19 protein-coding genes, 1 tRNA gene and 3 pseudogenes are annotated in these 17,110 nt (G+C 63.3%); 14 read left to right on the top strand and 9 right to left on the bottom strand.

Features of this window, described 5'->3' with window-relative positions:
• Positions 1-10: 10 nt before the first annotated feature.
• Positions 11-955, bottom strand: coding sequence for a complex I NDUFA9 subunit family protein (locus tag AX725_RS04335; RefSeq protein ID WP_060977600.1), 945 nt, complete (start codon positions 953-955; stop codon positions 11-13).
• Positions 956-1,188: 233 nt separating this feature from the next.
• Between AX725_RS04335 and AX725_RS04330 the strand changes: the two genes are divergently transcribed.
• The 5 genes and pseudogenes from AX725_RS04330 to AX725_RS04310 form a co-directional block, all read left to right on the top strand.
• Positions 1,189-1,275: transfer RNA gene (locus AX725_RS04330), tRNA-Leu, on the top strand.
• A 165-nt stretch (positions 1,276-1,440) separates the two neighbouring features.
• Positions 1,441-2,529 carry a tyrosine-type recombinase/integrase gene (locus tag AX725_RS04325; RefSeq protein WP_230962518.1) on the top strand — a complete coding sequence of 363 codons (1,089 nt, stop codon included), beginning with the start codon at positions 1,441-1,443 and terminating at the stop codon, positions 2,527-2,529.
• The gene (locus AX725_RS20370) at positions 2,495-3,322 is read left to right on the top strand and encodes a DUF7146 domain-containing protein (RefSeq protein WP_231733268.1); all 828 of its coding nucleotides are present in this window, start codon (positions 2,495-2,497) and stop codon (positions 3,320-3,322) included. Before AX725_RS04325 ends, AX725_RS20370 begins: the two co-directional genes overlap by 35 nt.
• Positions 3,323-3,397: 75 nt before the next feature.
• Complete coding sequence (locus tag AX725_RS04315; protein ID WP_066114326.1) at positions 3,398-4,111, top strand: hypothetical protein; 714 nt, start codon at positions 3,398-3,400, stop codon at positions 4,109-4,111.
• A gap of 104 nt (positions 4,112-4,215) precedes the next feature.
• Positions 4,216-4,497: pseudogene (locus AX725_RS04310) on the top strand (ParB/Srx family N-terminal domain-containing protein); the annotation flags it as partial.
• Between the two features lie 121 nt (positions 4,498-4,618).
• On the opposite strand, the gene AX725_RS04305 reads toward AX725_RS04310, so the two are convergent.
• The 6 genes and pseudogenes from AX725_RS04305 to AX725_RS04280 all read right to left on the bottom strand — a co-directional run bounded on the left by AX725_RS04305 (position 4,619) and on the right by AX725_RS04280 (position 7,204).
• Entirely contained in the window at positions 4,619-5,140 is a 522-nt protein-coding gene (locus AX725_RS04305) for a S26 family signal peptidase (RefSeq protein WP_066114320.1), read from the bottom strand.
• Entirely contained in the window at positions 5,137-5,481 is a 345-nt protein-coding gene (locus tag AX725_RS04300) for a TrbI F-type domain-containing protein (RefSeq protein WP_231733267.1), read from the bottom strand. Before AX725_RS04300 ends, AX725_RS04305 begins: the two co-directional genes overlap by 4 nt.
• A gap of 34 nt (positions 5,482-5,515) precedes the next feature.
• Entirely contained in the window at positions 5,516-5,893 is a 378-nt protein-coding gene (locus AX725_RS04295) for a hypothetical protein (protein ID WP_231733265.1), read from the bottom strand.
• A pseudogene (locus tag AX725_RS04290) lies at positions 5,893-6,519 on the bottom strand (TraE/TraK family type IV conjugative transfer system protein); the annotation flags it as partial. The gene AX725_RS04295 and the pseudogene AX725_RS04290, both read right to left, overlap by 1 nt.
• Positions 6,520-6,552: 33 nt before the next feature.
• A complete protein-coding gene (gene traL / locus AX725_RS04285; protein ID WP_006834208.1) occupies positions 6,553-6,840 on the bottom strand; it encodes a type IV conjugative transfer system protein TraL in 288 nt (95 codons plus the stop codon).
• A 31-nt stretch (positions 6,841-6,871) separates the two neighbouring features.
• Positions 6,872-7,204: a hypothetical protein gene (locus AX725_RS04280; protein ID WP_066114305.1), complete on the bottom strand. Its 333-nt coding sequence runs from the start codon at positions 7,202-7,204 to the stop codon at positions 6,872-6,874.
• 368 nt (positions 7,205-7,572) lie between these two features.
• On the opposite strand from AX725_RS04280, the gene AX725_RS04275 reads away from it, so the two are divergent.
• The 3 genes and pseudogenes from AX725_RS04275 to AX725_RS20365 all read left to right on the top strand — a co-directional run.
• Positions 7,573-8,064 (top strand): hypothetical protein, encoded by a 492-nt coding sequence (locus tag AX725_RS04275; RefSeq protein WP_060977596.1) that lies wholly within the window; start codon positions 7,573-7,575, stop codon positions 8,062-8,064.
• Positions 8,057-8,284, top strand: a complete 228-nt coding sequence (locus AX725_RS04270) for an AlpA family transcriptional regulator (protein WP_060977608.1) — start codon at positions 8,057-8,059, stop codon at positions 8,282-8,284. The genes AX725_RS04275 and AX725_RS04270 overlap by 8 nt, the downstream gene beginning before the upstream one ends.
• A gap of 186 nt (positions 8,285-8,470) precedes the next feature.
• Positions 8,471-9,149: pseudogene (locus AX725_RS20365) on the top strand (transposase); the annotation flags it as partial.
• Positions 9,150-9,409: 260 nt separating this feature from the next.
• Here the strand turns inward: AX725_RS20365 and AX725_RS20360 are convergent.
• Together AX725_RS20360 and AX725_RS04250 are read right to left on the bottom strand one after the other, a co-directional pair.
• Complete coding sequence (locus tag AX725_RS20360) at positions 9,410-9,736, bottom strand: 2Fe-2S iron-sulfur cluster-binding protein (protein ID WP_073976872.1); 327 nt, start codon at positions 9,734-9,736, stop codon at positions 9,410-9,412.
• Positions 9,737-9,765: 29 nt separating this feature from the next.
• Positions 9,766-11,043: a cytochrome P450 gene (locus AX725_RS04250; RefSeq protein WP_231725739.1), complete on the bottom strand. Its 1,278-nt coding sequence runs from the start codon at positions 11,041-11,043 to the stop codon at positions 9,766-9,768.
• Between AX725_RS04250 and AX725_RS04245 the strand changes: the two genes are divergently transcribed.
• The 6 genes from AX725_RS04245 to AX725_RS04220 are packed head-to-tail and all read left to right on the top strand — an operon-like array spanning position 11,042 to position 17,108.
• Positions 11,042-11,980, top strand: a complete 939-nt coding sequence (locus AX725_RS04245; protein WP_208598119.1) for a FadR/GntR family transcriptional regulator — start codon at positions 11,042-11,044, stop codon at positions 11,978-11,980. The genes AX725_RS04250 and AX725_RS04245 overlap by 2 nt on opposite strands.
• A gap of 13 nt (positions 11,981-11,993) precedes the next feature.
• Entirely contained in the window at positions 11,994-13,133 is a 1,140-nt protein-coding gene (locus AX725_RS04240; protein WP_060980175.1) for an NAD(P)H-dependent flavin oxidoreductase, read from the top strand.
• A gap of 15 nt (positions 13,134-13,148) precedes the next feature.
• Positions 13,149-14,324 (top strand): thiolase C-terminal domain-containing protein, encoded by a 1,176-nt coding sequence (locus tag AX725_RS04235; RefSeq protein WP_060980176.1) that lies wholly within the window; start codon positions 13,149-13,151, stop codon positions 14,322-14,324.
• Complete coding sequence (locus AX725_RS04230) at positions 14,321-14,797, top strand: Zn-ribbon domain-containing OB-fold protein (protein WP_060980177.1); 477 nt, start codon at positions 14,321-14,323, stop codon at positions 14,795-14,797. Before AX725_RS04235 ends, AX725_RS04230 begins: the two co-directional genes overlap by 4 nt.
• Positions 14,794-16,017 (top strand): acyl-CoA dehydrogenase family protein, encoded by a 1,224-nt coding sequence (locus AX725_RS04225; protein WP_060980178.1) that lies wholly within the window; start codon positions 14,794-14,796, stop codon positions 16,015-16,017. The genes AX725_RS04230 and AX725_RS04225 overlap by 4 nt, the downstream gene beginning before the upstream one ends.
• A complete protein-coding gene (locus tag AX725_RS04220; RefSeq protein ID WP_060980179.1) occupies positions 16,017-17,108 on the top strand; it encodes an acyl-CoA dehydrogenase family protein in 1,092 nt (363 codons plus the stop codon). The genes AX725_RS04225 and AX725_RS04220 overlap by 1 nt, the downstream gene beginning before the upstream one ends.
• Positions 17,109-17,110: the final 2 nt, after the last annotated feature.

Genomic DNA, 17,110 nt, shown 5'->3' with positions numbered 1-17,110 from the left:
CCGCTGCGGATCAGCCCACGCGCTTGGCGCGCGCGCCGAACCGGCCGTGCTTGCGGAAGCGCACCAGATAATCGCCGATCACCGCCGCCATCGGGGTCGGCGTGATGCCGAACGCCTCGAGCCCGTCTGCGCCATCGGCCACGACATTGTCGCTCTGCAGCATCGCCCATTGGTCGCGCGTGATCGGCGCGCCGGGCAGCCAGCCGGTCAGGCCCGCTATCAGGCCCGACAGCGAATCGGGCATGTCGACAAAGCTCGGATCCTCGCCGATTTCCTTGGCGATGCGCTTGTTGAGCTCGGCCATGCTGATCGTTTCGGGGCCGCCGAGCTCGAAGGTGCGCCCACCAAATCGCGCAGGGTCGGAAAGGCTCTGCTTCACCGCCTCGGCCACGTCATCGACATAGACCGGCTGGAAGCGTGCCTTGCCGCCGATGATCGGCACGATGGGCAGCGATGCGATCAACCCGGCGAAACGGTTGACGAACTGGTCCTCGCGGCCGAACACGATCGAGGGGCGCAGGATCGTTGCCTGCGGGAAGGCGGCGCGCACGGCGGCTTCGCCTTCGGCCTTGCTGCGGCCATAGGCGCTTTTCGATCCCGCATCGGCACCAATGGCCGATACATGCACCAGCGCCTGCGCGCCTGCGGCCGCTGCCGCACGCGCGACATTGGCCGCGCCCTCATGGTGGAACGCGTTGAAATCGCCCTTGAGGATGCCGACCAGATTGATCACCGCATCGGCGCCATGCACCGCGCGTGCGACGGTCTCGGGCTTGCGGATGTCGGCGGCGATCAGCTGGGTCTGGCCCAGATTGCCGAGCGGCTTGACGTCCTGCGCGATGCGGATGTTGCGCTGCGCGATGCGCACGCGCGCGCCCGCTGCGGTCAGATGCTGGGTGATATGCCGCCCCAGAAAGCCGCCGCCGCCGAAAATCGTGATCAGTGTGTCGCGCATGTGTTACGTCCCGTGATTCTCTTCAGCCGGGTGCCGCGCTGCCAATAAGGCGCGCAGGACCGATGGCCGATGCGTCTCCGCTCCCGCCTTTGCAACACCCGAACGCAGCGCGCAACGCCCCAGTTGCGCTTTTGCGGGTTGGTTTGAAGGCGAGGGCAATTTTCTTTGAAGAATGTGGCCAGAGGCGGTTGACGCCTGCAACCACTCCGGCTAGAGGCGCGCTCCTACCCCGTGCCCAGATGGCGGAATTGGTAGACGCACCAGCTTCAGGTGCTGGCGCTCGCAAGGGCGTGGAGGTTCGAGTCCTCTTCTGGGCACCATTTGTTCTTCTCACGTTCTCCCAAATAATCTATAAAACCCGCAGAAATCCTAGGGATTTGGCCCTTGGATCGTTCCGGATCGTCCCGCTTGTTCTCGGGGGTTCCAGACACTTTTGTGGGCCTTTTGAGGCCGTTTCGCAAAGGCCCAGATGAAAAGGCCCCCACATGCCGCTGACAGATACTCGCCTCCGCGCTCTCAAGCCCAAGGACAAGCCGTACAAGGTAACCGATGAGCGCGGCCTATATGTTGAGGTCACGCCCACCGGCGGCAAACTTTGGCGATTCCGATACCGGATCGGCGGTGCGCAAAAGAAGCTCTGCATCGGCAGCTATCCCGAAATCAGCCTCAAGCAAGCTCGAGACGTGGCCTACGAGGCACGACGAGCAGTTGCTTCAGGGGGCGACCCGGCCTTTGAGAAGCGGAAGCAGAAAATCCGCGCAGAGTTCCTTTCTGCACAGACGTTCGAGGCAGTCGCACGTGAGTATATTGAACAGATGATGGTCCAGAATGGCCGCGCCGATGGCACGATCGTCAAGGCCAATTATTTCCTCGACAAGCTTGCGCCTGCCATCGGGAACCGACCCATAAGCGAGATCGAGCCGTTCGAAGTCCTGGCTCCTCTCAAACGGCTGGAAGCCACTGGTAAGCACGAGACTGCGAAGAAATGCCGTTCATTCGCAGGCCGCGTGTTTCGCTACGGTGTCGCCACGACCCGCTGCAAATCCGATCCGACCAGTATGCTGAAGGGTGCTCTCGTAACGCCGAGAGCCACGCATTATGCTGCAATCCTCGAGCCCACCGAGCTTGGCGGGCTGCTGCGCGCCATCGACGACTTCACTGGCTACATGGTGACGAAGTTAGCTTTGCAGATCGCGCCGCATGTGTTCGTACGCCCCGGCGAACTCCGGCACGCCGAATGGCATGAGATCGACCTCGTCGATGGGGTCTGGAAGATCCCTGCCGGTAAAATGAAAGCGCGCCGAGCGCATGCCGTCCCGCTTTCCAAACAGGTTAGAGGCTATCTCACTGATCTGGCCGAGATGCTCGGCCGCGAAGGATATGTTTTCCCATCTGCGCGCAGCTCCAAGCGTCCCATGAGTGAAAACACGCTCAATGCCGCATTCCGTCGCATGGGATACTCGAAAGAAGAAGTCACCGCGCACGGACTCCGTGCGACAGCATCGACATTCCTGAACGAATCGGGCCTTTGGAACCCGGATGCAATCGAGCGTGCCCTGTTGCCCCGCGCATGATGACCGCACGCCGTCACTCGGTGTGTCGCTCGGCCGACAGGCCATCCTTTTCCATTGCTTTGCGGGATGCGATCAGCAGAGCGTATTGTCTGCATTGGCGCGTGAAGGTTTCGAGGCACCGGCGCTTTTTTCAGGTTCTGCGACCACCAACGAACCCGAATCGACCAGCACCCGCAAACCCTCGGCGGTAGCGCTGAGGATCTGGCGCGATGCACAGCCACTGCGTGCCAGTCCGGTAAAGGCATATCTTGAAAGCCGCGGCATCCTCGCCGCATCTCCGGCGCTCCGCTTCCATCCACGAACGCCGCTTGGCCCGAAAGGACGGGCCCGCTTTCTGCCCGCCATGATCGCGGCAGTCAGCCTCGACGAGGGCCCGATCGCCATCCACCGCACGTTCCTGTCTACCGAGGCTTCAGGCAAGGCCGCTTTCGAAAAGCCGAAACGCGCGCTCGGCGCGCTCGGTGAAGCTGCCGTTCGTCTCTTCGCTCCAGTTTCCGGCAAGCTTGGCCTTGCCGAGGGGGTCGAGAGCGCGATGTCGGCCTATGCTCTCACCGGCATTCCCGTCTGGGCAACCCTGGGCAATGAGCGCTTCGGTCTCGTCAGCGTGCCTGAGAGCGTGACCGAGCTTCACCTCTTCGTCGATCACGATGCTGGCGGCGAGCTGGCCGCGTCGCGTGCCCTGGCCGCCTATGCCCGCGATGGGCGGACGATCCACGTTCGCAAGCCATCGTCACGCGACACAGACTGGAACGATGAGCTGACAGCATGGCTGCGCCGCAAAGCGGCGCGGTAGAGGAGAGGGGGCTGTTCGAATTCCTGATCCGGCAGAGGGCGTGTCCCGATGCCCTCATCAGGAGGACGAATTGCCATGTTCCAATCAGACCTGTTTCCCGCCGGCGAGCAGTTGCCGTCCATGCCCTTGGCCTATGCCATTGGCACCCGAGTTGCCGCGCTTCTTGCTTCGGGACGTCATCTTACCCGTACCGACATTTCCGGGCTGTTCGCCGAAGAGACCGGTGTTCTGGACTGGGGAGGTGCCTGGACGATCGACGACTACAACAGCGCGGTCGAGATCGGCGCACTACTCTGGCTTCGAGAGTCCTCACGGATCGATCTGGCGACGAATGTACACGAAGCCGAAGCGCGGTTCGACTGGCTCGAAGCAGCCTTGCCGCCACGGCACGTTCGCAGCGAAGCACAGGTCGAGCTCCAGCAGTTCTCGACCCCGCCAATGCTGGCCTGTCTGATGGCGAAGGCCGCAGCTGTCTGCGCGGAAGACACGCTCCTCGAACCGTCCGCAGGCAATGGTGCCCTTGCTCTCTGGGGTTGCCTCCAGAACGCTTCGCTGCTCCTCAACGAGATCGATCCGGCAAGACGAGACGGTCTCGCAAGCCACGATGCCTTGACCGTCAAGCGATCGCTGGTCGGCGGCGAACAGCGCCTCGAACTGACCGGGTTCTCGCCCGATCGGCTCGACTGGTACAAGGGCAAAGGCTGCTTCACCGAGATCATCCGCTACCGCACGCGCCTGTTCGTCCCGGTGTCGAATGCCTCGTCGGTTCTCCCCGCGCTTGCCGCCTGATCCCTCGGGCAGACCCCAATCCCAAAATGAGAGTGGAGGGAGCCCTTTGGGCTTGTGGGCCTCGTGATCCTCACCTGCGCCTTCATTCCATCAGGAGAACACCCATGATCCAGTCGATTCCTTTGAAGAAGCTCGTCCCGAGCCCGCGCAACGTTCGCAAGTCGAGTGACGTGCTGGCCGACCTCCAGTTGCGGGCAGACATCGCCGCGCGCGGCCTGCTGCAAAACCTCGTCGTGCGCAAAGGAAAGCGCGGCAAGTTCGAGGTCGAGGCCGGCGGTCGCCGTCTCAGCCAGCTTCAGGTTCTTCTGTTCGAGCATGAGAAAGGGTTCGACAGCATAATCTCGACATCTTCGATCATCGAGGGCGTGAACACATCCGCCCAGAACGTCGTGATCTGGAAAAGCAAGCTTGGGCAGACCAACCTGAAGGACTTCACATAGTCGCGCGCCAGCACCTGGGCAGGGCAGAGCAGGACTGCAAGTAGCGCTGCAGGGAGGATGAGCTTGCTCACAGGATCGCCCTCCCGCTGCCGAGGATCTGGCCGCGGCAGACGAAGCCGATCTCGGCGTAGCGGCTGTCGAGGCCGCGGGGATGGCTGGTCCCGGTGTAGAAGCAGCCGTCGGGGATCGGTCCTTCGGGGCCCTTGTGAAGCGCAATGCCGAGACGGGTCTCATCGAGCCGCGCGGCGATCTTGCGACCGTTGATGAAGACCTCGTGGCCACGGTGGCTCACGACATCGCCCGGCACGCCCAGCACCCGCTTGCCGAAGAGCTGCGCGCCTTTCCCGAAATGCACTTCGACGAGTCTGCTTGCCGGCGGCTCGAAGAAGATCAGGCTGCCGCGCTCGATCCGCGCGTGCTTGTCGAGCCAGAACGCCCAGTTGGGCAGGCTCGGGCTGGCATTGATGAGGAAGGCATGGTCTTTCGCGAAGGCGTCGACCGCGCCCCATCCGAGGGGTAGCAGCACCAGTCCGGTCAGGACGAGCGGCCGTTTGATCGTGCGGACAAGACGAGAGGCAAAGTGCGTCACTGACCGCCTCCCTGCTCAAGCTGGCGGGCGATCCGTGCGCGCAGTTCGTCAGTGGCATCGGGGGCATCGCCCGCGAGCACCGCTTCGCCGACCAGCACCACGCGGCCACCGGTCCCCATTTCTGCAACGGCGCGCTCGGACGCCTGGAGGAAGGCAAGCACGCGCGCCTGGCTTGCTTCGGGATCCTGTGCCCCGCGCGCTTCGGCATCGACGAAACCCGCGATGGTCTCGGCAAGCCGGACAGTGACGATCTGCTGGCGCGGTTCGGACAGTTCGCGGCTGACCCAGGCTGCCCAGAGCAGCATGGCCACGAGCGAGAGCACGCCAAGAATTCTCAGCAACAGCGGGCGATTAAAAGATTGTAATCTGCGCGTCTCAATCACGGTTTGCCTCCCGGGCCGGATGGTTGTCGAGATCGGCCGCGAGCCGCTTCAGGAAGCGCGGCATGCGAAACAGCGTCACCGCGCCAGCGAGGATGAGGAAGCAGCCCTTGAGGTCCTGGCTGAACAGGCTGCGACGCAGCCCGTCGGCTTCGAGGTAGCGGTCCGACAGATTGGCGAGCTGGGTGAAGAGGCCGCCGAGGTCCCAGCCCGCAACGAACAGGAACAGCGCAAGCGGCAATCCCAGCACGATCAGCAGCGAAGTCGCCGCAAAGCGTGCGGTCTCGATGAGGACGAAGCAGCTCCCTTGCAGGAACGGCATCAGGCTGCGGAGGTTGGCCGGAGGGGTCCGGTCGGCGAGATGCGAGACCATCATTGTCCGCCTCCCGCCACGATGCGAATGGCATCGGCGAGGCTGTGCCCACGCCGCTCGCAGTCCTGGATCGCGGCATAGGTGTCGGGATCGGAGGAGTAGATCGTCGCCGAGAAGGGATCGAGCACGAGCCGGCCGACCGCTTCGGTCTCGGGGCCCTTGATGAAGACCTCGCTGTACTCGGTACCCGAACGCTTGAGGCTGCGGATCAGCGTCTCGGTGCGGTCGTCCATGTCGAGCCGCGCGTTCGCCCTGAAATCGGCGATCGTCTCGGCCTTCTGCTGAAGTACCAGCATCCAGTCGCTATTCTCGAGCGCGGCGCGCGCGCCGTCGGACTTGTAATAATCATTGAGGGACTGGGTCGCGGTGGCGAGCGCGCCGCCGTACTTGCGGGCAGTGCGGGCATAGGTTTCGACGAACTCGCCCATCGACCCGCCCTTGAGCATGGCCCAGGGCGCATCGATCCCACCGCTCGAGACGGTGATCCGCTCGGCGGTAATCGGCACCAGCACCACCTGCTCGTCGCGGGTGACCGCGGCGCCGAGGCTGACCAGCGTGGTCAGGCCGAGGACACCTGCCAGCACGGCAAAGCGGTTGCGTTGCCGCAGGTAGGTCTGCGCCTGTTCGTGCGCGAATTCTGCTCGCATGGGTCGCCTCCCTCAGCCCGCCAACAGGCGGCAATGGGAGGGCGGCGTGGCCTTCAGCCCGAGGAAGCTCCCGGGCAGGTACCAGTACGCAGCATGCACCAGTGCCGAACCGGCGCCGCGTGCCTTTGCCTTCCGCAAGGCAAGCCAGGCCCCGGCGGCCAGGCCGATACCGATGAAGATATGCTGCGAGAGAATGCCCCAGGCGAAGGGAATGAGAATCCCTGCAAACTCGTCGATGGTCCAGAAGCCGATGAGCTCCGGGTCGTCGAGCCGCCGTGGAACGAGGTACCTGTCGGCCATGCCGCCCTCCTGTCGTGACCGGATCCGCTGATCAGATGACTGCGGTCACGACCGAGGTGACGATCGGCACGCCGGTGCCGACACCGATCCCGACGCCGACCGGCACCGCGACCTGGCCGAGCGAGAAGCGCCCGGAGGCGAGACCGATCAGACCGCCCGCAAGGCTGAGCACGGTGATGATCTTGCCGCCCGAGCCTTCGAGGAAGTCGGTGAACTTGGTCAGCGCGGGATCGAAGGTGGTGTCGGCGCCGGCGAAGGCGGCCCCGGCGCAGGCCAGCGCCACGCAGGCGGGAAGAATGTAGTCGCGGCCACGAGCACGGTTGAGCGTGCGCTGCAGGGCCGGAAGGGCAGTCTTGGTGGTCATGGATGGAACCTTTCGAGGAATTGAACATCAGCCAGCGATGCGTTCGCTGTATGTTCTTTCCTCTCTCCGGAGCCGGGCTGTAGGAAATCGGGAACTGGATTTTGGGGCTGGCGGCCAAGCAAAAAGCGACATCTGAAGGTGCGCAGGCCGGGATTCGCGCAGGTTGATCGCGAACCAGCGCCGACTGCGCCGGCTTCTGAGCGAAGCGAGCCGCGCTATGCGCGCCGGCGGCCGAAATTCGCGCGAGTCGTCGGAGGAAGCTGATTCGCGACTTCCTTTATGTTCTCTAATTGTTCTTTTCGTTTTCCTACAGGTTTCCTTTCGAGCTAGCCAGTGAATCGATCACCACTAGAGAAAGGGATTCGTCGATGACTGACATGGCGCTCTTTGCCGAACAACAGGTTCGCGCCGACCTCGCCAAGCTTTTACTGGCTGCCGTTGAAGCCAGCGGAAGGGCCCGCTGCGACATCGCGCGCGACGCGCAGATCCATAAGGATGCCCTGCGCCGCGTCCTTGCCGGCGAACGCTCGGCCAGCCTCGGTGAAGCCTTGCGCATTCTTGCCGCAAGCGGCGTCGCGCCGCACGCACATCTGCTTCTGTTCCTCGTCAGCAGCGGCGATCACGCGATTGCGTGGCTGCAATCGGACCTCGCGCAGTTCTTCGAGGACTTTTCCGGCGAACTGCCTTCTGCGCTCGAGCGTGTCCTGGGCAATCAAGTGCATGACGTGAAGCCGCGCTGGGCAAAGGGCACGGCGCATCGCGTCGCCCGCCTGCTCTCCGACCACATCGACGAACTCGAACGCAAGGATGCGATGCTCGGCGACGTCTTTGCCGGTGTCGAAGGAGGCCATCGTGGGTGAAGAGATCGACAAGGGAGCGACCGAAGCCCGCCGAGTCACCCGGCTCATTCGCCTGCCCGAGGTTCAACATCGTGTCGGGCTTGGCCGTTCGACGATCTATCGCTGGATGGCCGAGGGTAAGTTTCCGAAGCCGGTTCAACTTGGTGGCTATACAGTTGCTTGGGCCGATGCCGACATTGATGAGTGGATCAGAATGAGGATGTCTGACGAAGCGATTTGAACTTGCTCCGCGTTGCGTTCTTAACCGGAGTGACCAGGTTCTCTCCATGCTCACGCCTACGCTACTCCGCAAAATCGCGGCTTCGCTCGAAGCCAATCCACTCGGGGAGATCGAGATCAGACGACTTGAGGGTTTAGGCGGTCACTTCCTTGGTCGTGTGAGTGTCGCGCTGCCCGACGAGGACCCAGTCCGGTCTACATGGTGATCGAGGCTGCCAACGAGTTCCAGCACAAGACCACCTAACCCAACGAGATATGGCAGACCGAAAGTGCAGCTGAACGGAGGCGAAGCCGGAGGACACTTCACCTACTTCAAGATCATCGGGTGGGGCTGGATGTATCTGTCCACCGTACTCAACGATTACTCCCGCTACATCATCGCCTGGAAGCTATGCACGACGGCGAAAGCTGAAGACGTCACCGACACGCTCGACATGGCACTCGACGCTTCGGGCTGCGATCACGCCAATATGCTGTAAAGACTGCCTCTGCTCAGCGGAGTCGAAGACGACGCGGAGCGCCACCATGGCCCGAGTTACATCGCGAGCGATCTTGCCGACTATCTCGATGGGAAGAACATGAGCCACGTGCGTGGTGCGCCGTTCCAACCGCAGACCCAGGGCAAGATCGAACGCTGGCATCAGACGCTCAAGAACCGCGTGCTGCTGGAAAACTACTTCCTACCCGGTGATCTTGAACAACAGGTCGAGGCCTTCGTCGAGCCTTCCAATCATCAGCGTTTCAACAACGTGACGCCTGCCGATGTCTACTTCGGCAGCGCACCATCCATCATCAAACGAAGAGAAAGGATCAAGCGAAAGACACTCGAATATCGGCGCTTGCAACAGCGCAGGCTCGCCGCCTAAACATCAAACCAGACGAGGCGAGTACCCCGCAATCCTACGCCGCGATCTGTGCCAAATGTTCTGACGGGGGACAGGTTCAACAACAGGCGGTTGCTCAAGCCGATCGGCAATATGCCGCCCGCCAAAGCCGAGAACGATACCACGCCATACTGGACGACACACCTATCGCAGCCTACTCAAGCCAAATGGCCTCCGGCAATTTCGGGGCGGCTCATTGCACCGTCGAGGTGCAGATCAGGGAGTGACTAAAAATACTAAGGTCAATATTGTTGCTCTGGAAGGTGAAGCACAATCCCGTCAAGCTGGGCATCAAGCGTGATCTGGCAGGCCAGCCGGCTTTCCGCCGTGGTCCCTTCGGCGAACTGGAGCAGATCGGCTTCCATGCTGCCATCCGCAAGCCGCCCGACCCGGTCGATCCAGGCGGGATCGACGTGAACATGGCATGTGGCACAGGCGCATTGGCCCCCACAATCGCCGTCGATGCCCGGAACTTCGTTGAACAGCGCCGCTTCGCGCGCCGTCATGCCAATTCCGATTTCAACCGGAAACCGGCGACCATCGTGGGCAACAAAGGTGACCTTCACCATAAGACTGTGACCTTCCCCTGGCGCATTGATCAATGCGCGTGAAGCTTGACCGGCAGGCGGGTGATGCCGCGAACGAGGTTGGAGAGCAGGCGTTCAGGCTCTCCCACCACCTCGACGAAGCGGAAGCGCTCGTGGATTTCTTCCCAGATGATCCGCAGTTGCAGTTCGGCCAGGCGGTTGCCCATGCAGCGATGGATGCCATAGCCAAATGAAAGGTGCTGGCGCGGGTTCTTGCGGTCGATGATGAACTCTTCCGGCCGGTCGATCGCCGTTTCGTCACGGTTGCCCGAGAGATACCACATTACCACCTTGTCTCCCTTGGCAATGCGTTTTCCGCCGATCTCGCAATCCTCAAGCGCGGTCCGGCGCATGTGGGTCAGCGGGGTCTGCCAGCGGATGATTTCGGGAACCATGCTGCCGATCAGTGAGTGATCCTGGCGCAGCTTCTCATATTGATCGGGGTTCTGATTGAGCGCAATGACCCCCCCGCTGATCGAGTTGCGGGTGGTGTCGTTGCCGCCGACAATCAGCAACAGCAGGTTGCCCAGAAATTCGAGGAAGGGCATTTCGCGCGTGGCCGGCGAATTCGCCATCATCGTAATCAGATCGTTACCCTCGGGGCGGTCGATGCGTTGATCCCACAGCCCCTTGAAGTACATGGCGCACTCGATCAGTTCCTGGCGGCGCTGCTCGTTGCTATCGACGATGCCGGATCCTGGTATTGCGGTGGTTACGTCCGACCAGCGCGTCAGCTTGGCCCGTTCGTCCCAAGGGAAATCGAACAGGGTCGCAAGCGTCATCGTGGTCAGTTCGACTGAGACACTCTTCACCCAGTCGATTTCTTCGCCCACCGGCAGCGCATCGAGAATCGCCCCCGCCCTTTCGCGAATCACCGGCTCAAGCAACAACAGATTGGATGGTGCCACTGCCGGCGTGACAGCCTTGCGCTGCGCGTCATGCTTGGGCTGGTCCATCGCGATGAACATCTCAAGCTCAAGATTGGTCTCGTCGTTGTGCATGTCCTGGATGGCGATGCCACCCAATTTGGCTTCGGACGAAAACACCTTATGGTTGGTGTCGACCGCCATGATATCATTGTACTTGGTGATCGACCAGTAGGGCCCGTACGAGCTTTCGGCGCAGTAGTGCACCGGATCCTCGCGCCGCAACCGCTCGAAGAAGGCTCCGATCTTGTCGCTCTGGAACAGGCTTGGGCGGGACACGTCGATTTCCGCAAGCGGGATTCCGGCAACTGTGCGGACGAGTTCTTCACGATCCAGACCGGACTGCATTGCTAGCGTAGCCATGACCGCGTCGCTCCATTTTCTGTGCGTGTTGCGTCGTATGAGGCATTCACATCGATTCGTCAATAATAGTATAAGCATTTATGCCATTGAAGTTTACCAATCGACGATAATCATGGTGCGAATTGACTCCTGTCGCGCTAAACCTTATCAGAGTAAAATGCAGTCTAACCGCATCTGCCCTGTCGCACTCGAAAATGGCCAGATTCAGGCCAAGACCAAGCGCGCGTTGGTACTCGCCCGCGAAATTGTCGAAGATATCGAAAGCAATGCGCAAGGACCCGGCGACCGGCTCCCTCCCGAAGACGCCATGCTGGCGCGCTACGATGTGGCGCGGGCCACGCTTCGCGAGGCATTGCGCTTTCTCGAATTGCAGGGCGTCATCCATCTCGCCCAGGGTCGGGGAGGCGGGCCGGTGATCACGCGACCCCGGACCGCTGATTTCGCCAGTTCGATGGCGTTGGTTCTTCAATTCATGGACACCGATCTTCGGGCGCTGCTCGAACTGCGCGAGGCAGTTGCCCCGACGGTTGCGGCGCGGGCGGCAGAAATGGCTACCGTTGCCGATTTGGCTGCGCTCGAGGATTGCCTGGGGCGGCTTGAGGGAGAACGTGACGGTGCGGAATTCGAGGAAACCAATCGCCGATTTCACGACTTGCTGGGCTGGGCCAGCGGCAACCCCACATTCGGTCTGCTTGTCTCGGCGCTGCACCTTTTGACTCGCAACATGTCGATCGGTCTGGGCTATTCGGCCCAGGAACGCGACACTCAGCTGCGGTGCCTGGGCCGCGTGCTGCACGCCGTTCGGATGCGCGATGCCGCGGGCGCGCGGCGCCAGATGGAGCGGTTGATCGCCGGTTCGACCCAATACCTGGCAGAGCGAAGTCCCGATCTGCTCGCGCAAAAGGTACGCTGGGGAAACGCAAGTAGACTAGCTTGAAGGGAGAGAGGCAATGGCCTTGAACAGCCGCATCTGCGACATGCTGAAGATCGAATACCCGATCATCCTCGCCGGGATGGGCGGGGCAAGCGTTCCGGCGCTGGCGGCTGCGGTCTCGAATGCCGGCGGGCTTGGCGTGCTGGGTGCCGCTGCCTGCGCGCCCGAGCGTCTGCGAGACTGGATTCGCCAGACCCGAGAACTGACCGACAAGCCGTTCGGGGTCGATACCCTGCTGCCAGCCTCGGTCCGTCGGGGCAAGCCGCCGCAAAGCGGTGCAGCGCCGGTCGATCCGATGGCGCTTGCGGCCGAATACCGCCAGTTTGCCGAGGAGTTCATGGCCAGCGAAGGGTTGGTCAAGGCCGATGGCGAGGCCGTGAAACGCACGATTGGCGGACGGGACGCCGAAGGCGGCCCGCCACTGTTCTCGAAGGAGTTTTTCGAGGCGCAGATGGAAGTTGTGATCGAGGAAAAGGTGCCGGTCTACGCCGCCGGGCTGGGCAATCCTGGCCCGTGGATGGACCGGCTTCACGCGAACGGGACTGTCGTAATGGCGGTGGTTGGCAAGGTCCAGCACGCGCGGCAGGTGGTCGAGAGTGGAATCGATGTGATCGTCGCCCAGGGCCACGACGGCGGTGGGCACAATTCGCCGATCGGGACCATTTCGCTGATCCCGCAGGTGGTCGACGCGGTGGGCGACCGGGTGCCGGTGCTGGGCGCGGGCGGCATTTCCGATGGGCGCGGTGTGGCTGCCGCCTTCATGCTCGGCGCCGAAGGTGCCTGGGTTGGCACGGCTTTCCTTGCTACACGGGAGGCGGGAATCGAGGACTTCCAGAAGGAAGCGATCGTCGAAGGGGGCGATGCCGATACCGTGGTCAGCCGCTCGATCACCGGCAAGCCGGCGCGGATGATCCGCAACAAGTGGGCCGACGCGTGGGTCGCGGCCGGCAAGGAGCCCTTGCCAATGCCGTACCAGTCGATGATTTCCGGTCCTGTCATGGCGGCCGGCATCGCCGCCAGGCGCAAGGACATTCTGCCGGGCTTCGCCGGACAGGGCATCGGCTTGATCCATGCCGTACGCCCCGCCGCCGCAGTCATGGCAGAGCTCGTTTCCGATGCCGAAAGCGCGCTCGAACTGGCCAGCCGTTTCCGCTGATCGAGGGCGAGGCGCGTGACCGGATTTTCCGACAAGGCCGCAATCACGGGGATTGGCGAGACCGATTTCGTCAAGGGCACCGAACGCAGCGCGGTCGACATGATGCTTCAGGCCTCGCGACGCGCGATTGCCGACGCGGGGCTCAGGCCGGGCGACATCGACGGCATGGTTCCGCCGCCGATTTACACGACTTCCGAGGAACTGGCCGCCAACCTGGGGATCGACGTGCTGCGCTTTGCCGCCACGGTCCACATGGGCGGCGCGAGTCCGACGACAGCGCTGCAGAACGCCGCAATGGCGATCGCAGCGGGCCTGTGCGATCATGTTCTTGTGACGCTTGGCTGGAACGGGTTTTCCGCGCTGCGCCCCAAACCCGGCGCGCCGCCGACCCGGTCCATGAACATGACCACGCTGACCAATACGATCCAGGGCTATTACATTCCCTATGGAGTGTTTCTGCCGGTGCAGATGTATGCTTGGCTGGCGACCCGCCATTCACGTCTTTTCGGGGTTGGCGAAGAGGCGATGGGCGCGGTGGCGCTGGCCTGTCGCAAGCATGCGCAGATGAACCCCAAGGCCTTCACCAATGGCCGTCCGCTCGACTGGGAGACTTACGCGTCATCGCGCTGGATATCGGAACCGTTCAGGCTTTACGACTGCTGCCTTGAGACCGACGGAGCCTGCGCGGTGGTGGTTTCCCGGATCGACCGCGCGCGCGACATGCCCCATGTGCCGGTGACGATTGCCGGGGCGGCGGAAGGGCACCCCTATCCGGCCGACGATATTCCCTCGCGTCCCGATCCGTTCAAGATCGGGCTGTCCTACGCTGCTCCCAAAGCCTTCGAGATGGCCGGCGTGACCCGCGAGGATATGGACTTTCTCCAGATCTACGATTGCTTCACTTACGTCGTCCTGCTGCAGCTGGAAGCGCTGGGATACTGCGAGCCGGGCGGACAGCTCGATTTCGTCCGCGACGGCCAGATCGAACTTGGCGGGCGCTACCCGCTCAATACCCACGGCGGACTGCTCAGCGAGGCGCATGTCTGGGGCCTTAACCATGTCGTCGAGGCGGTCCGGCAGCTGCGCCACGATTGCGGCGACCGGCAGGTCGCAAACGCCCGGACCGGCTTGGTCACCGGCTGGGGCGATCTGGGCGACGGCAGTGTCGCCATCCTGCGGAGATTCTCATGAGCGACAACGCCGACCTTCCGCCCAGGCAGCGGGCCGAAGCACAGGCCAGGCCAGCCAAGCCGCGCCCGCGCCCGCAGGACCCGATCGAGCAGGAATTCTGGCAGCGCTGCCAGGATGGCCGGCTGCATTTCCAGCGCTGCTCATCCTGCGGCACCTGGCGCCACCTGCCGCGTTACATGTGCGCGCGTTGCGGCTCGCCCGAATTTGCCTGGCAGCCCAGCTCGGGCAAAGGCACGCTGTTTTCGTGGACGATCACGCACCAGGCGCTGCACCCGGCGTTTGCCCATGAAATCCCGTTCGTCGCGGCAGTGGTCGAGTTGGCGGAAGGGGTCCGCATGGCGACCCGGCTGATCGACTGCGCCCCGGAAGGGCTCGCACTCGACATGCCGGTCGAACTCGCCTTCGAGCCTCTGGGCGACGATTTCCAGCTGCCGGTATTCCGGCCTTTCGCGCATGGGGAGTCCACGTCATGAACCTTGATTATGGCCCCGAATACGAACGCTTCCGCGCCGAAGTGCGGGATTTCCTTGACCGCAACCGGCAGCTTGCGCCGGAATCGGCGAACCGCGCGGCGCGACCTTCGGCTGAAGCGGTCGCCTGGCAAAACCTGCTGCTGGAAAATGGCTACACCGCGCGAACCATTCCGCGCGAATATGGCGGCTACGGCGCCGAGCCCGACATCCTCAAGGCGCGGATCATCGCCGAGGAATTCGCGCGTGCGGGCGTGCCGGGCGGACTGTCCAACCAAGGCATCTCGATGCTGGTTCCAACCCTGCTCGAACTCGGCACCGAAGAGCAGAAGCGCCGCTGGATCGAACCCACGCTGCGCGGCGAAGTGGTCTGGTGCCAGGGCTATTCCGAGCCTGGCGCCGGGTCGGACTTGGCCAGTCTGCGCACCAGCGCCCGCGAGGAAAGCGGCCATTTCGTGATCAACGGCCAAAAGATCTGGACCAGCACCGCGCGCCAGGCCGACATGATCTTCTGCCTGGTGCGGACCGAGCCGGACGCGCCCAAGCACGCCGGCATTTCCTATCTGATCTTTCCGATGGACCTGCCGGGGATCGAGGTCCGCCCGCTCAAGACGATGACCGGACACGCCGAATTCAACGAGACCTTCTTCACCGACGTGCGGGTGCCGGTCGATCAGATTGTCGGGCAGCGCGGCCAGGGCTGGTTCGTCGCCAATGCGACGCTTGGCCATGAGCGCGGCATGCTGGGAGATCCCGATGCCCTGGAAAACCGGTTGCTGGCGCTGATCCGCCTGATGCGGGAAGAACAGGTCGGGCCGGCCCGCGCGATCGACAACCCGGTGCTGCGCGACCGCCTCGTCGCCCTCCAGGCGGAAGTCGCGGCGATGAAATACAATGGCATGCGGGTGCTCTCCAACCAGATCAAGGGCGAGGCCGGGGGCATGGCCAAACTTATTGTCAAGCTCCAGAGCTGCGAACTGGCGCACCAGATCTCGGCCCTGGCGATCGACGCGATGGGCGAAATGGGCATCCTCTATGCGGAAAGTCCGCGCCAGCGCGAAGGCGGTTCGTGGCAATGGAACTACATGTTCCAGCTGGGCCTGATCATCGGCGGCGGCACCGCGCAGATCCAGAAGAACATCATCGCCGAACGCGGCCTCAACATGCCGCGCGAGCCGCGCCCGGCGCCCGAACCTTCGTCCAGCCGGAAGGAAGCCGCCTGATGGATTTCGGTCTTTCCCCCGAACAGGAAATGCTCCGCGACACGGTCGGTCGCTGCCTCGCGGAAACCTGCCCGCTCGATCAAGTGCGCTCCTGCGTGGATGCGGGCAGCGCGGTCAGCGACCAGGTCATGGCCGCACTTGCTGACATCGGCCTGACCGGGCTGATGGTGCCCGAGGCGCATGGCGGGCTGGGGATGAGCCTGCTCGATGCGGCGGTGGTTGCCGAGCAGCTCGGCCGGACGGTGGCCCCGGCCCCGTTCCTGGCCCGCAGCGTACTCGCCCCGCTGGCGCTGACGTTGGCCGGATCGCCCGCGCAGCAGGCCCATTGGCTGCCCCGGATCGCGACCGGCGCAGTGCGGTTCGGCGTCGCAATCGCCGGTATCGTCGAGGAGCGCGACGGCGCGAAAGTCCGGGCCGAAGCCGGCGGACTGACCGGCACCGCACTGTTCGCGCTCGACTTTGCCGATGCGGACCATTTCATTGTGGCCGACGAATCGGGGCGGCTGCATCTGCTGAACGCCGCCGCGAACGGGGTCGAGCGAATTGCCTTGCACACCATCGATGCCACCCGCAGCGTCGGCGAATTGCAGTTGACCGGCGCAGTGGCCGAACCGCTTGCCGACGATGGTGGACTTGCGGCGCGGCGGCTGCTCGACGCCGGCCGGATACTGCTGGCCGCAGACAGCCTGGGCGCGGGAGAGGTTATGATCGAAAAGGCGGTCGCCTATGCCGGGGAACGCGAGCAATTCGGGCGGGTCATCGGCAGCTTCCAGGCGGTCAAGCACATGTGCGCGGAAATGGCCGCCCGGCACGAACCGTGCCGGGCGCTGGTGTGGTATGCCGCGCATGCTTTCGATGCCGCCCTTGGCGAGGCGGCGCTGATGGCCTGCCACGCCAAGTCGCACACCGGCGAGGTTCACCGTTTCGTGGCGCGAACCGCAACCGAGGTGCACGGCGGCATGGGCTTTACCGATCTGCTGGGCCTGCATTTCTGGTTTAAGCGGATGGGGTTCAACCGCCAGGTTTTGGGCGGGCCGGAGCGGGTCAGGGAAGAAGCGGCGCAGCTGCAGGGATTGACGACGGCGCAGTAGGA

The sequence above is a fragment of the Blastomonas sp. CCH9-A1 genome (assembly GCF_001557175.1).
Classification (GTDB): Bacteria; Pseudomonadota; Alphaproteobacteria; order Sphingomonadales; family Sphingomonadaceae; genus Blastomonas; species Blastomonas delafieldii_A.
The sequence above is the reverse complement of the archived record's forward strand: the minus strand, read 5'-3'. Positions and strand labels throughout refer to the sequence as shown.